This window comes from Sporosarcina sp. Y1004 (assembly GCF_057669665.1).
Window position 1 is genome coordinate 58,131 of sequence record NZ_JBYHFQ010000021.1, and the last position, 12,815, is coordinate 70,945.

At 43.0% G+C, this 12,815-nt stretch carries 10 protein-coding genes and 1 riboswitch; of the genes, 9 read left to right on the forward strand and 1 reads right to left on the reverse strand.

From position 1 onward, the window contains the following. Positions 1-56 precede the first annotated feature (56 nt). Together mtnK and AC25Y6_RS14055 are read left to right on the forward strand one after the other, a co-directional pair. A complete protein-coding gene (gene mtnK / locus AC25Y6_RS14050) occupies positions 57-1,259 on the forward strand; it encodes an S-methyl-5-thioribose kinase (protein ID WP_488143469.1) in 1,203 nt (400 codons plus the stop codon). Next, positions 1,259-2,452 carry a 2,3-diketo-5-methylthiopentyl-1-phosphate enolase gene (locus AC25Y6_RS14055; RefSeq protein ID WP_488143470.1) on the forward strand — a complete coding sequence of 398 codons (1,194 nt, stop codon included), beginning with the start codon at positions 1,259-1,261 and terminating at the stop codon, positions 2,450-2,452. The genes mtnK and AC25Y6_RS14055 overlap by 1 nt, the downstream gene beginning before the upstream one ends. A 769-nt stretch (positions 2,453-3,221) precedes the next feature. Here the strand turns inward: AC25Y6_RS14055 and AC25Y6_RS14060 are convergent. Beyond that, the gene (locus AC25Y6_RS14060) at positions 3,222-5,261 is read right to left on the reverse strand and encodes a molybdopterin oxidoreductase family protein (protein ID WP_488143471.1); all 2,040 of its coding nucleotides are present in this window, start codon (positions 5,259-5,261) and stop codon (positions 3,222-3,224) included. 162 nt (positions 5,262-5,423) lie between these two features. Further along, a riboswitch (SAM riboswitch) is annotated at positions 5,424-5,514 on the forward strand. Positions 5,515-5,639: 125 nt separating this feature from the next. Between AC25Y6_RS14060 and AC25Y6_RS14065 the strand changes: the two genes are divergently transcribed. The 7 genes from AC25Y6_RS14065 (at position 5,640) to AC25Y6_RS14095 (ending at position 12,740) form a co-directional block, all read left to right on the forward strand. After that, positions 5,640-6,890, forward strand: a complete 1,251-nt coding sequence (locus tag AC25Y6_RS14065; RefSeq protein WP_488143472.1) for an MFS transporter — start codon at positions 5,640-5,642, stop codon at positions 6,888-6,890. 210 nt (positions 6,891-7,100) lie between these two features. Beyond that, positions 7,101-7,775, forward strand: a complete 675-nt coding sequence (locus AC25Y6_RS14070) for a 2-hydroxy-3-keto-5-methylthiopentenyl-1-phosphate phosphatase (RefSeq protein ID WP_488143473.1) — start codon at positions 7,101-7,103, stop codon at positions 7,773-7,775. A gap of 50 nt (positions 7,776-7,825) precedes the next feature. Beyond that, on the forward strand, positions 7,826-8,338 hold the full coding sequence (locus AC25Y6_RS14075; RefSeq protein ID WP_482102426.1) for a 1,2-dihydroxy-3-keto-5-methylthiopentene dioxygenase: 513 nt from the start codon (positions 7,826-7,828) through the stop codon (positions 8,336-8,338). 46 nt (positions 8,339-8,384) lie between these two features. Continuing rightward, the gene (msrA, locus tag AC25Y6_RS14080; protein ID WP_488143474.1) at positions 8,385-8,918 is read left to right on the forward strand and encodes a peptide-methionine (S)-S-oxide reductase MsrA; all 534 of its coding nucleotides are present in this window, start codon (positions 8,385-8,387) and stop codon (positions 8,916-8,918) included. An 850-nt stretch (positions 8,919-9,768) separates the two neighbouring features. After that, positions 9,769-10,368 (forward strand): hypothetical protein, encoded by a 600-nt coding sequence (locus AC25Y6_RS14085; RefSeq protein WP_488143475.1) that lies wholly within the window; start codon positions 9,769-9,771, stop codon positions 10,366-10,368. 48 nt (positions 10,369-10,416) lie between these two features. Then, a complete protein-coding gene (locus tag AC25Y6_RS14090; protein ID WP_488143476.1) occupies positions 10,417-12,372 on the forward strand; it encodes a DUF6792 domain-containing protein in 1,956 nt (651 codons plus the stop codon). A 17-nt stretch (positions 12,373-12,389) separates the two neighbouring features. Continuing rightward, complete coding sequence (locus AC25Y6_RS14095) at positions 12,390-12,740, forward strand: hypothetical protein (protein WP_488143477.1); 351 nt, start codon at positions 12,390-12,392, stop codon at positions 12,738-12,740. Positions 12,741-12,815: the final 75 nt, after the last annotated feature.

The window sequence follows — 12,815 nt, forward strand, 5'->3', positions numbered from 1 at the left end:
TTCTTAACTGAAGGGGTTTTTTTATCATCATAGACAGTACATAAGGAGGAAATAACATGAATACATCAAGTCATCAGGAACTAGCAACCTATGCATTTTTAGAAATCGATGAAATCGTGAAGTATGTTAAAAAGCGTGGCTTCTTTAGTGAACAAGAACAAGTTGTTGTGACGGAAGTAAGTGATGGGAAGATCAATCATGTTTATCGATTAACGGGGGAACAGAAGAGCTTGATACTCAAGCAGGCTGTACCTTACGCGAGGATTGTTGGAGAGTCAATGCCTATCCCAATCGACCGGGTCGTTCTCGAAGCGAAAGTATTACAGGAATACGATAACATCATTCCCGGTTCTGTTCCGAAAGTGCATCTTCTGGATGAAATCATGGCAATTGTTGTGATGGAAGACATGCATCCGATGGAAATGGGGCGCACGGCTTTGAATAATGGGACGGAATCCACCGTATTTGCGAGAGACATAGGTGTATTCAGTGCGAAGACCACTTTTTATACGTCCGATTTCTACCTGGATCCAAAATTAAAGAAAGAGTTGAATGCCTCTTTTACAAATCCGGCTATGCGGGAAATGACGGAAGAGCTCTCTTTCGATTGTCCATACAATTTGCATGACAGCAATTTCTTTGAAGAAGGCTTGAAAAATGATGTATTATTTCTAAGTCAAGACCACCAGTTAAAGCTGGAAGTCGCGAAATTAAAACATAAGTTCATGACGAAAGCGGATGCGCTCATCCATAGCGATTTACATAGTGGTGCCATTTTCATGGGAGAAGACAAAACAGTTGTATTCGATACCGAGTTTGCTTGTTTTGGGCCGTTTGGATTTGACATGGGGCATTTTATCGCAAGCTTGTTGTTAAATGGAATCGGACATCCTGAATTTCAAACGAAGCGCTATGAACAAGCGCGGGAAGCTTGGTATGCGTACGCCGATACATTCGCCCAAGTTTGGAGAGAAGAATCCAATGAACCTTATACACAACTCGACGGCTTCCTGACGCATGTAATGGATGAGAACTTTACCGATATGCTAGGGTATGCAGGCTGCGAATTGGTCCGCCGCTCTATTGGTATTGCACAAATTGACGATTTAAATTATGAAGAAGATGAAGAAAAACGTATGGCCAGAAGGAAAAAAGTGTTGGAGCTCGGGAAGTATTTGATACTTAACCGTAATACAATACGCTCTCTTGAAGAATTGGAGAGCTGGTTCATCGACAGTAGTCACAAGGAGGAATTTTAATGGGAGTTACAGCCACTTATCTATTTCCGACACATCCAGAGCAAGAAAAAATAGCGGAGCAACATGCACTCGGGCTCACAATTGGGTCTTGGACGGATATTCCGCATCTTGAACAGCAGCAATTGAAGCACCATAAAGGTGAAGTCGTTTCTGTGGAACAAGGGGAAGTGAAGGATACGGTGAAAATCTTTTACCCATCCGCTAACTATTCGGCAGATCTTCCCGCGATCTTCACGACTGTCTACGGCAAGCTTTCTTTTTTTGAAGGCTATGAATTAATCGATTTGGATTTTGGCAAACAATTGCTTGCACAATTTCCAGGACCACGATTCGGTACAAAAGGGATTCGAGAGCAGTTGAATGTGATGGATCGCCCATTGCTGAAAGCCATCTTCAAGGGAGTCATGGGAAGAGATCTCTCCTTTTTCTCCGGCCAACTGGAAGAACTGCTAGCTGGCGGTGTCGATCTCATTAAAGACGATGAAATTCTATTTGAAAATGAATTAACACCGTTTTACAAGCGAATTACAACAGCAAAAGACATTATCGATCGGCATTATGAACAGACAGGAAATCGGGCATTGTATGCAGTGAACTTGTCGGGACGGACGAATGAGCTTCATGACAAGGCAGAACAGGCGGCAGCGCTCGGCGCAAATGCGTTATTATTTAATGTTCACGCGTACGGTTTGGATGCACTTCAAACGTTGCGTGAAAATAACAATATCGGTTTGCCGATTGTTGCGCATTCCGCTTTATCGGGCGTTCTAGCAGGACAAGCAGGTGGCGGATTCTCTTACTCATTATTGGTAGGGAAATTAACGCGACTCATCGGCGGAGATCTGTCCTTGTTCCCAAGTCCTTATGGCAATGTCGCCATTTCGAAATTCGATGCGTTGGCAATCAATGAAGCGCTGATAGAAGACAATGGCTTCGAAAAAACTTTTGCAGTACCATCCGCTGGAATTCACCCAGGCATGGTTCCGCAGTTGCTGAAGGATTTCGGAGATAATCTAGTCGTCAATGCAGGCGGCGGAATATTTGGCCATCCAGATGGACCGACGCAAGGTGCCAAGGCATTCCGGGCGGCGATTGACGCAAGTGTCAAACAAGTTTCACTCGTAGAAGCGGCAAAAACGTCAGAACCTTTGAAGCGCGCCATCGACCAATGGGGCGTTGTCGAGTCAGTATAAGCACAAAATGAGCCTCCTGGGATAGTCCCGAGAGGCTCGTTTTTTATATAGAATGAGTTATTGAAATTCTGCTAATACCGCTTCGTCGCTTTGTGGATGCCTTCGGGACCAGTGAAAAAGAATGATTTCCTTCAATGCCGTTGATTTCCGTTCCGAGCGGACGCTTTCCGCGGGCACGGCTTCAGCCTCCTCGTCACTGCGTTCCTGCGGGGTCTTCAGCTCGCGCTGTTCCCGCTGGAGTCGCCGCTCTGCACTACAATCAACTAGTTCTCATTATAATAAAAGAACTTTTTAAGTGGACGATGTCGCGCCTTCGCTGGATGGTCTCTATGTAGGGAAGCACATTTCGTTATCAGGGATAAGACCTGCAGCCTATAGTGCTTCTTTCTTCAAGGAAATTAGTATCAAATAGTAATCACATTATAATATCAGTCTATACATCACTTTCAATAATGGAGAAATCCAGCGCAGAAGCGACAAGGGGTAGCCGAAGCCCTGAGACTGGATGCGAAGCGTTAATCCAGGCTCATGGCGAGAGGCATCCCCAAAGCGCCAAGCGATCTAAAATGTACACTCTGAATTTAAATCTCTATCAATAATGTACACCCCAGCGCAGGCGCGACAAGGGGTAGCCGAAGCCGTGAGACTGGATGCGAAGCGCTAATCCAGGCTCAGGGCCAGAGGCATCCCCAAAGCGCCAAGCGATCTAAAATGTGCACTCTGAATTAAATCTCTCTCAACAATGGAAAACCCCAGCGCACATATCTAATCACAAACCCGCCACTTCCACACGCCCCGAGAAGAACGTTGCGCCGCCGCCCATATCCGCAATCCGATCCGGCGTTAATGCATTAACCAGACGTTTATGACCCGATTGATCTCCCCATATCCCTTGACTCACAACAACGCCAGGAAGAACCTGCTCGCCGACAGAAACAGTAAACTCACATTCACCGCGCTCATTCCATATACGGACAGCCGCTCCGTCTTCGATTCCTCTACTTTCCGCATCTAGTCGATTCATGAACAACTTAGGCACTTTTTCAAGCTTGATATGTTTTTCATTGTTCGAAAAAATCGTATTCATGAAGTTATGGTTAATTGCAGGTACATAAAGTAAAGGATGATCGGAATCCTGAATAATCGGGATGTACGTAGGCAGGGCCGGGAATCCCGCTGATTTCATCTGTTCCGAATACAACTCGATTTTTCCACTAGGTGTCTTTAAATTGTATAAGAAATCGCCGGTGCCGCTTGCTTTCATATAGCGTTTTTCCTTTAAAGCAGCATACGACACTTCGGATAAATGAGGGTTGGACAAATTGCTTAACGCTTGGTCAACCATTTCCTCATCGTTGTCTAGAAATGGTTGATCGTCAAAGCCCATTGCTTGCGCCAGCAATCTGAAAACGTCCGGGTTGGATTTACTGTCCCCGTAAGTTTCGATGACGGGTTCCTGCAAATGAATGTAGTGATGCCAGAAGGACGTATAGATGTCCGTGTTTTCGAAAGCGGATGTCGCTGGCAAAACAATGTCCGCGTACAAGGCAGTGTCTGTCAAAAATAAATCATGGACAACTGTGAACAAATCTTCGCGTGCTAAGCCATTCCGTACTTTATTGGCTTCCGGTGCGACAACGGCGGGGTTGCTATTATAGACATACAAAGAGCGAATCGGCTGTTGTTCTTCCATTAATGCTTGTCCCAATAAATTCATATTGAATCTGCGCGTTGGCACTACCTGAAGTTCGGGACGTTCGAGTGCGGCAGTATTATGCGTCAAATAATCGGAATTCGATTTGAGCGCCCCTCCGCCTTTCAATGCCCATTGCCCTGTCAAAGCAGGCAAACAGGAAATCGTCCGGACCATCATGCCGCCGTTATCATGATGCTGCAGCCCATTGCCGATGCGAATCATCGAAGGGGAGACGGTCCCGTACATCCGCGCCAATTCATAGATATCTTCCTCTGGCACGCCCGTAATGGCGGAAACCGTGTGCGGGTCGTAGTGCTGCAATACATGCTCGCCGAGCTCTTCGTGGCCGATTGTATATTGTTCCAAAAACGATTGATTGACCAGTTTTTCCTTATAAAGAACATGCATGATTCCGAGTGCAAGCGCTCCATCAGTTCCGGGAAGGATGGGGATGAACCAATCAGCCATGCGTCCGGTCTGGTTTTTATGGACGTCAATGACGACGATTTTAGCACCGTTTTTTCTCGCTTTTTGCGCAATCATGATTTGGTGCATATTGGTACTGACGGCATTGATGCCCCAGAAAACAAATAATTTCGTTTCCGTCATCTCTTCCGGATCTGTTCCAAAACGCCCGCCCATCGTGTAATTGTAGCCGACCTCGCCAGCGACTGAACAAATCGTTCGGTCCAGTTGACTCGAACCAAGGCGGTTGAAGAAACGGCGATCCATCCCTTTGGAACTGAGTTTCCCCATATTGGCATAGAAACTGTAAGGAAGAATCGATTCCGGACCTTCTTCAGAAATCAGTTTTTTCCATTGATCTGTGATGGTTGTAATGGCTTCTTGCCAACTGATTGGAACGAATTGTCCATCGCCTTTTTCCCCGACGCGTTTTAAAGGAGTAGTAATCCTTTTTGGGTCATAAAGGCGTTCAGTCATATGTCGAACTTTGTTGCAAATACTGCCTTTTGTGATGGGATGATCGGGATCGCCTTCAATTTTAACGATTTTCCCGTCTTCTTTATGAATAAGCAATCCACATTGGTCTGGACAATCAAGCGCACAAACCGAGGGGACAACACCGTTTTCTATATCAATATATGATTTCATAGCAAAAATCCTTTCAATCAAACGATTTATGCTAGATAGTATAGCACAATTCAAACTATTTTTTTAGAAAGTTTGAATAAGTGGTTGACTTAAGATTAATTGTTCTATACAGTTAACTCATTAGTTTAACTTCCGACACTTTTCGACCAATTTCATAGTTTTTTTCTATCGAGAGAAGTTGAGGGACTGGCCCTATGAAACTTCGGCAACATAATTGTGCCAAATCCAGCAAGCGTAGCTTGAGAGATAGAAAGGGTAAAGCATATTTACATTGCACTAGCGATGTATGCCACCAACTCTTTCTGTCTTTACAGGAAGAGTTTTTTTATTTTTCAGTCAATTTGTCCCGCATTTATAAATAGAAATGGAGAGAACAGTATGTTAGAAAGAATTGGAATTACGAAAAATTTAGGGTGGGGCTTTTTCGGAGTCATGCTGTTCATGATGGGAGACGGAATTGAAGCTGGTTGGCTAAGTCCGTTTCTAATTGAAAGCGGGTTAACCATTCAACAGTCAGCTGCTATTTTCACAGTCTATGGAATCTCGATCGCGCTGTCTTCTTGGTTTTCAGGCGTCTGTGTAGAGGTATTTGGTCCGAAACGTACAATGGCAATCGGCTTAGCTGTTTATATTGTCGGTACCGCAGGGTTTATCACATTCGGTTTTTCAACGATGAATTATCCGATTATGCTACTCACTTATTTCATTAAAGGTTTTGGTTATCCATTGTTTGCCTATTCCTTCTTGACATGGGTCATTTATAAAACTCCACAAAACAAATTGAGTTCTGCCGTTGGTTGGTTCTGGTTTGCGTTTTGTGCGGGAATGATGGTGCTGGGCGCATACTATTCAAGTTACGCAATCCAGTATCTCGGTTACATCAATACAATGTGGTCATCTATTTTCTGGGTATGTCTCGGTGCATTCTTTGCTTTAGTACTCAATAAAGACAAGTTCCAAAAGAAAAAACTCGCGAACAAAAAAGAAGCGGTCACGGAATTATTGAAGGGTATCACCATTTTGAAAACAAACAAACGGGTTGCTGCAGGTGGGGTTGTCCGTGTTATCAATAGTTTAAGTGTCTATGGATTCCCAGTATTCTTACCGATGCATATGGCGCAACATGGCATTGAAACAAGTGCTTGGCTGCAATTATGGGGAACGTTTTTCTTAGGAAACATCATTTTCAATTTAGTGTTCGGCTTCATTGGGGATAAATTCGGTTGGAAAAACACAATTATTTGGTTTGGTGGAATCGGTTGCGCGATATTCACGCCACTTCTGTTCTATGTACCAGTGATTACAAATGGTAGCATTCTCATGACGAGCATTGTTGGATTCATCTGGGGTGGGTTGGTAGCGGGCTACGTTCCAATCGGTGCCCTCGTACCGTCCGTTGCAGGTGAGGATAAAGGCGCGGCAATGTCCGTGTTGAACTTTGCCGCGGGTCTGTCTACATTCGTAGCACCAGCAATCGCTTTGGCGTTTATCGGGTTAGTTGGAGCAGAAGGGGTCGTGTGGATTTTCAGTGCACTTTATGTAGTGAGTGCGATCATCGTGAAATTCATTCGTATACCGGAAGAGGAAGAGCGAAAGGCGCAGGAAAAAGCCTTACTGGTTACCTCTTAAAACCGTTGTCGGGTAGGCATTGATTGACAAAGTTATGGGTAGATGAAATAATCACAATTAATTGAAAAAAATACGAGATTTCTTATCTAGGTAGAGGGACACTAGGCTACTTCTCGCTATGTGTTGTTGTAGATAAGAAGATGTATCAATAAAACCTCTTCTTATATAATAGAAGAGGTTTTATTGATAAAAGGCAAGGAGGACATATGGATGAGTGCAGAGTTCAATCCAGTAATTTTCTGTGATTTCGATGGTACAATTACGATGAAAGATAATATTATCAATATTATGGACAAGTTCGCTCCACAGGGGTGGGAAGCGATAAAGGACGATATTATGGCGCAAAAAGTGTCCATTCAAAAAGGGGTCAAAGAACTCTTTGCTTTATTGCCCACTTCCCAAAAAGAACAAATCGTGTCGTTCGTTTTGGAGGACGCGGAAATCAGAGAAGGTTTTGGTGAATTTGTTCAGTTCACCCGCGAGAAAAACATCCCGCTCTATATCGTAAGCGGCGGCATCGACTTTTTCATTCACCCATTGCTTGAACCATTCGGGCCGTTCGATAAAGTCTATTGCAACGAAAGCGATTTTTCAGGAGAACACATCAATATCCTTTACCCGCATGAATGTGATGAGAACTGTGTAAATCAAGGCTGTGGTTGCTGTAAGCCGACAATTATTCGCGACAATACGACCGAACAGCAAACGAGCATTGTCATCGGTGACTCGATTACAGACCTAGAAGCGGCAAAGCTTGCCGATATCATCATTGCTAGGGATTTCTTAATTGAAAAATGTGAGGAATTGAACATTCCTTATTCCCCATTCACTAATTTCCATGACTGTATTCGGATCATTGAAGCCCGCTTAAATGTGCAAGTGTAAGTGTAAGTGTAAGTGAAAACTAAAAATAGTTTAGAGGAGAGATGAGTAAAATGGCGACAATTACAATTCAAGGAACAAACGAAGTTATTGAAACACACACAGAGGTTGCAGCATTTCTAGAGCAACAAGAAGTCGTTTATGAGCACTGGGATATCGCAAAGCTACCCGAAAACCTTCGTGAAAAATTCAATTTAACGGATGAAGAAAAAGCAGAGATTCTAAAGGCTTTTAAAACAGAAATCGACGACATTTCAGAACGCCGCGGTTATAAAACAGCAGACATTATCTCACTATCAGATGCGACACCTAATTTGGACGAGCTTCTGAAAAACTTCGAACAAGAACACCATCATACAGACGATGAAGTACGTTACATTGTCAGTGGACACGGCGTATTCATCATCCAAGGAAAAGACGACCGTTTCTTTGAAGTGCATCTTAACCCAGGCGATTTAATCTCCGTTCCGGAAAACATCCGCCACTACTTCACACTCGCTGCCGATCGCAAAGTAGTAGCTGCACGCATCTTCGTAACACAAGAAGGATGGGTACCGGTCTACTAAAAGAGGCGTTTTGTACACTCGCTATATATGAAGGGAGATGTTGACAATGACTGAAAATAAGTTTGAAAAAGCTGCATTTGCAGGCGGATGCTTCTGGTGCATGGTGAAACCATTCAAAGAATGGCCAGGCGTCCAAGACATCGTATCAGGTTATATGGGCGGACATCTCGATAATCCAACGTATGAAGACGTGAAAAAAGGCGATTCCGGGCACATAGAAGTCGTTGAAATCACTTTTGACCCTGCCTTATTCTCATATGAAAAGTTGCTCGAAGTATTCTGGCAACAAATCGATCCAACAGACGCAGAAGGTCAATTCCACGACCGTGGCTCATCCTACACAACCGCCATTTTCCACTACACAGAAGAACAACTGGAAATTGCTGAGAAATCAAAAGCCAACCTAGCGGCAAGCGGCATTTTCTCTAAACCCATCGTCACAGCAATCCGTCCCGCAGAAACTTTCTACCGGGCAGAAGAGTACCATCAAGATTATTACATAAAAGAAAAAGAACATTACACGGACAACCGTGCCCGTTCTGGCCGCACTGAATTCATCGCGGAACACTGGGGAAAATAATAAGAAATAGGTAGAGGGTCGAGCGTTTGCTGGACGCTCTGCCTTTTTTTGTTGGGAAATAGGGGAGGGACCACCCACTCGACCGCCCGAATATCGTTTGTGACCGCTCAATCCCCGTGACCGACCGCCCGTATCCCGAATTCGAGCGCTCGAACCTCGCAGCTGACCACTCGTATCCCGAATGCGACCGCCCAAACCCCCCACCGAACCGCCCATACCAAATCAAGCACCACTCCGCTATTCCCAAAAACAAAAACCCCACCCAATTTCCATACCAAATAAATCCCTTCATTTCAAGCATCTTTATATCGAGATATATATTAAGTATTCAAAAACTTAAAATGAATCCAAAGTAACGAGTCTAGAGTGGGTATATCGATATTATATCAAAAAAGTACCAGTAGATTAGATTTGAAACAACTTTTTATCACTTCATAAAATAGAGACTACATGGTTAAGTGGGCTAAACTATCTAAGCCTAATTCGTGAAATATTGGCGTTCTTTGACAGTAGGTTAGCAGAGTGGTATTTATTATTAGAATGAAACTAGCTTATTAATAAAAGAGTGAGAAAAAATCACGCAATACTTAAATTTGTCGGCTAGTGAAAATGACTTATTTAAATTTCCTAGATAATCTAAGCAGCGTACTCCGAAGTTGTTAGATTTATTTTGCGAAGCCGTATTCCATCAAGATTAAATGCCTACATGAAAAACACATACAAAAAAATTACAAAAAAATACAAACCAACTTACAAACGAAGGATACAATTGGAAGGAGACAATGAGTTGAAACGATTACTAATTCCAATCTTGATAGTTTTTTCGATTTTGATAGGGGGATGCACAGGCATGGAGAAATCAGGCGCTAAAGAAGAAACAACAAAGGAACTTCCGGATACAATTGCAGTACAAGACGAGTTTACACGCTCATTCCTCGTTTCAACAGACGAAGTTGCAGAAGGGCATTATGCCTTTAAACCATGGACAGAGGCCTATACGATGTGGATACCTGTAGATGCTAAACTTTCCGAAGGTTTTTATGAAAAACGAGACAAGCACTGGGAGCGATTTTCATATGCGTGGCTAGATAACGAAGAAAATCTATCCTACGGCTTATTTGCGCAATTTGAAGACCGACCTGATTCTGAGGAGGTAGGTTTAGAACACTTGTCTGACTATGCTAAATTTGAAGGTGAATATAGTAAAAGTGAAGATAAGAATACTGTTTATTACTATGGTAAAAGAATTTCTGAGGTTGGAGAAGAAGGAGAAGAAAAAATTCCCGTCTATTCACATATAGGCTTCATTAAAGATAAAAACAGTGATAAAGCATTAGGGCTAATGTTTGATCACCATTGCAGTGATTGGACAACAAATTGCACCGCAGATACAAAAAGTATTGAAGATCATTTTTGGGAATTAGTCAAATCAGTAAAATTTGAGGATTAAAGCAGATGATGCATTTGCTACCCAAGTCTAGCTAGAGGGGAGGACAAGATGCGTAAATCAAATGACGAACAACTAGACGTACTCGACTCCGCTATTCTTAAAGCGCGAATTACGCAATTAGAATATGGAACTGTAGAGGATGGTAAATTCACTTCAATTTCGGTAGAGGAAATACGTCGCGTTTATATTGAAGAAACAGGTATGGAACCGCCAAACGGGATTACTTTATATAAATCCGATGACTTCAAAAGCGAGGGAAGAGATAGCGGTTTCGATGGGACGGTCATTCATTTCTTTGATCCAGAGAAGGGCATTAATCAAAGTTATACGATACCTCGTGGCTCTGAACACGCAGAGAGTGGTGGAGCGGGAGATGGGCAACCGCTCGACTGGATATACAATGGGTTAGGTATTTTCACTGGGAAAGTAAATGATCAATTGCAAGATGCGAAGGATTTCGAGAAGTGGGCAAGTGAAGAAATAAATAAGGTTATTGAAACGGAAAACGATTTAAGTATTCCTGAACTAAAAAAGAATGGCATTGGCCACTCACTAGGCGGCAACCACATTCAAATGCTGCATTTATTGGGGGCAGATTTTGACGGAGTCTATGCATTAAATGATGCGGCACCGACCGTCTATCAGCTTGCCGCAAATGACACGGACTTTTTTAATAGAATCCGAAAAAAGTTCGGACAACCATTCCAAGATGTCGATGAACTTTACAAACTCGACCCTAAACAACTCCGTACATTCACATTAAACTACTACAAATCAAAAGGCATACACATCGAGCATATTACGTCTGAAGAAGATGCGCTCTATCCTTTGCATCTCACTAGAGGTTTTATACGTTTCGGGAATGAACAAGTAGTTGATACGAACCCTACCTTAAATGGCCTAGATAATGTAATAACAAGAATACCAGACAAAGAGTTGCAATCCTTGCAAAAGTACTTAGCGACAGCATCTCCTTACTATGAAGAGGCGGGGATGGATGGGCTATACCACTTTGCAACAGGTATTGATAATAACTTCCTTAAAAATATGAATGTTTTACTGACTGGAGATCCCGATAGCGAAGGGGATTTGAGTTTGAAAAACATTGCGAAATTTACATTCTCCAATCCGTTCAAGGCGGCAATGAATCGGTATGCGGCTTTCAAAGGCGTCGTTCAGCAAATTCCTGTCATTCAAGAAAGGCTGCAAACGTTGACCAAGCAACTTCCGACGCTCATTGTGATTGCCGATGCAATGACGGGGGAAGAGGGACAACGGGTTTCCGATTATTTGAGAAGCATACAAGAACGTGTGGAGAACGTGTCGAAAGTGTTAGTTGCCATTATGACTTTTGACATTAAAACAGCAAAAGGATTCAGTGATAGTTTCAAGGGAATTATGTATGCGATTCAACAATTGGACGGCATCCTGTCTGACTTTCATTCTTTATGGGCGTCGGGGAAAGACCTTCTCTCAGATATAGAAGGATCGTTCGATGCGCATGGATTAGAGGCACTGATCAACGGGCTTTCCCAACCGAATCGCCACTATGTGGGGAATGACCTCATTTATTCCGCAGGAGAGGGAGCCGCGGTCATCAAAGTGAATATATCTTCTGCGACCCGGTTGTATTGGATGGGATTGGATAACTATGAAGAAAAGAATCAAGTCGTTCAGCGCATTCAACGTGCTTATATAGATAAGTTTGAACAACCTTACGACACCAGACGAAAAGACTTACTAACTGAAATTGGATATATGGAAACGAATCCTCATTCGTTCAGTTATTTGCTGGGCGGTGGTGATCGCGAGATGGTCGGGATTTCGGTTCAAGAACACATTCCACCCATGCCGTCACAAATAACAAGTGCGATAGATGGTATTCAAAGTTTCTACGCAGCCGATATCGAAAAAGGAAAGCTTTTATTCAGTCAAATGAAGGAAGCAATTATTGAACTTTTTTCTGAAGATCAGTTACTTACGGTGATGTTTGAGCTTCGCTAATGAAAGGGGAGTTGAAATTGGGGCAAATCAATATGGACTACTGTTTTTTATCAAGCGAAGACATGATGCCCAGTGGCGTATATGTCAATAATTTATTGAGCGGAATGGAAGAATTGGCGCACAAATTGAAACAGATGGTGGATGCGGAATTAGAGCATGCCAAAGGGACGATTGTAGAGAAAATAATAGCTGAAGTGGATGAACGATCGGTTGAACAAGTTAATGTGTGCAACTTCCAAAAATACTTAGTGACGAGCGCAACACGGGAATATAACACGATTTACAACGATATTGCCATTCAACCAATCACAATCACTTATCGACTGAAAGAAACGGCACAGACGCCAATAATGGCTCTAGCACCCTAATTCATGAGGGCACTGAAAAAGTTCTTTTTCATAGTAAGAACTAGTTGATTGTAGTGAAGAGCGGCGACTCCTGCG

Excerpts from the sequence above, each read along its gene's own strand:
- AC25Y6_RS14055 (WP_488143470.1), top strand. The coding sequence starts at position 1,259 with ATGGGAGTTACAGCCACTTATCTATTTCCGACACATCCAGAGCAAGAA.
- AC25Y6_RS14065 (WP_488143472.1), top strand. The coding sequence starts at position 5,640 with ATGTTAGAAAGAATTGGAATTACGAAAAATTTAGGGTGGGGCTTTTTC.
- mtnK (WP_488143469.1), top strand. The coding sequence starts at position 57 with ATGAATACATCAAGTCATCAGGAACTAGCAACCTATGCATTTTTAGAA.
- AC25Y6_RS14060 (WP_488143471.1), bottom strand. The coding sequence starts at position 5,261 with ATGAAATCATATATTGATATAGAAAACGGTGTTGTCCCCTCGGTTTGT.
- AC25Y6_RS14085 (WP_488143475.1), top strand. The coding sequence starts at position 9,769 with ATGGAGAAATCAGGCGCTAAAGAAGAAACAACAAAGGAACTTCCGGAT.
- AC25Y6_RS14075 (WP_482102426.1), top strand. The coding sequence starts at position 7,826 with ATGGCGACAATTACAATTCAAGGAACAAACGAAGTTATTGAAACACAC.
- msrA (WP_488143474.1), top strand. The coding sequence starts at position 8,385 with ATGACTGAAAATAAGTTTGAAAAAGCTGCATTTGCAGGCGGATGCTTC.
- AC25Y6_RS14090 (WP_488143476.1), top strand. The coding sequence starts at position 10,417 with ATGCGTAAATCAAATGACGAACAACTAGACGTACTCGACTCCGCTATT.
- AC25Y6_RS14070 (WP_488143473.1), top strand. The coding sequence starts at position 7,101 with ATGAGTGCAGAGTTCAATCCAGTAATTTTCTGTGATTTCGATGGTACA.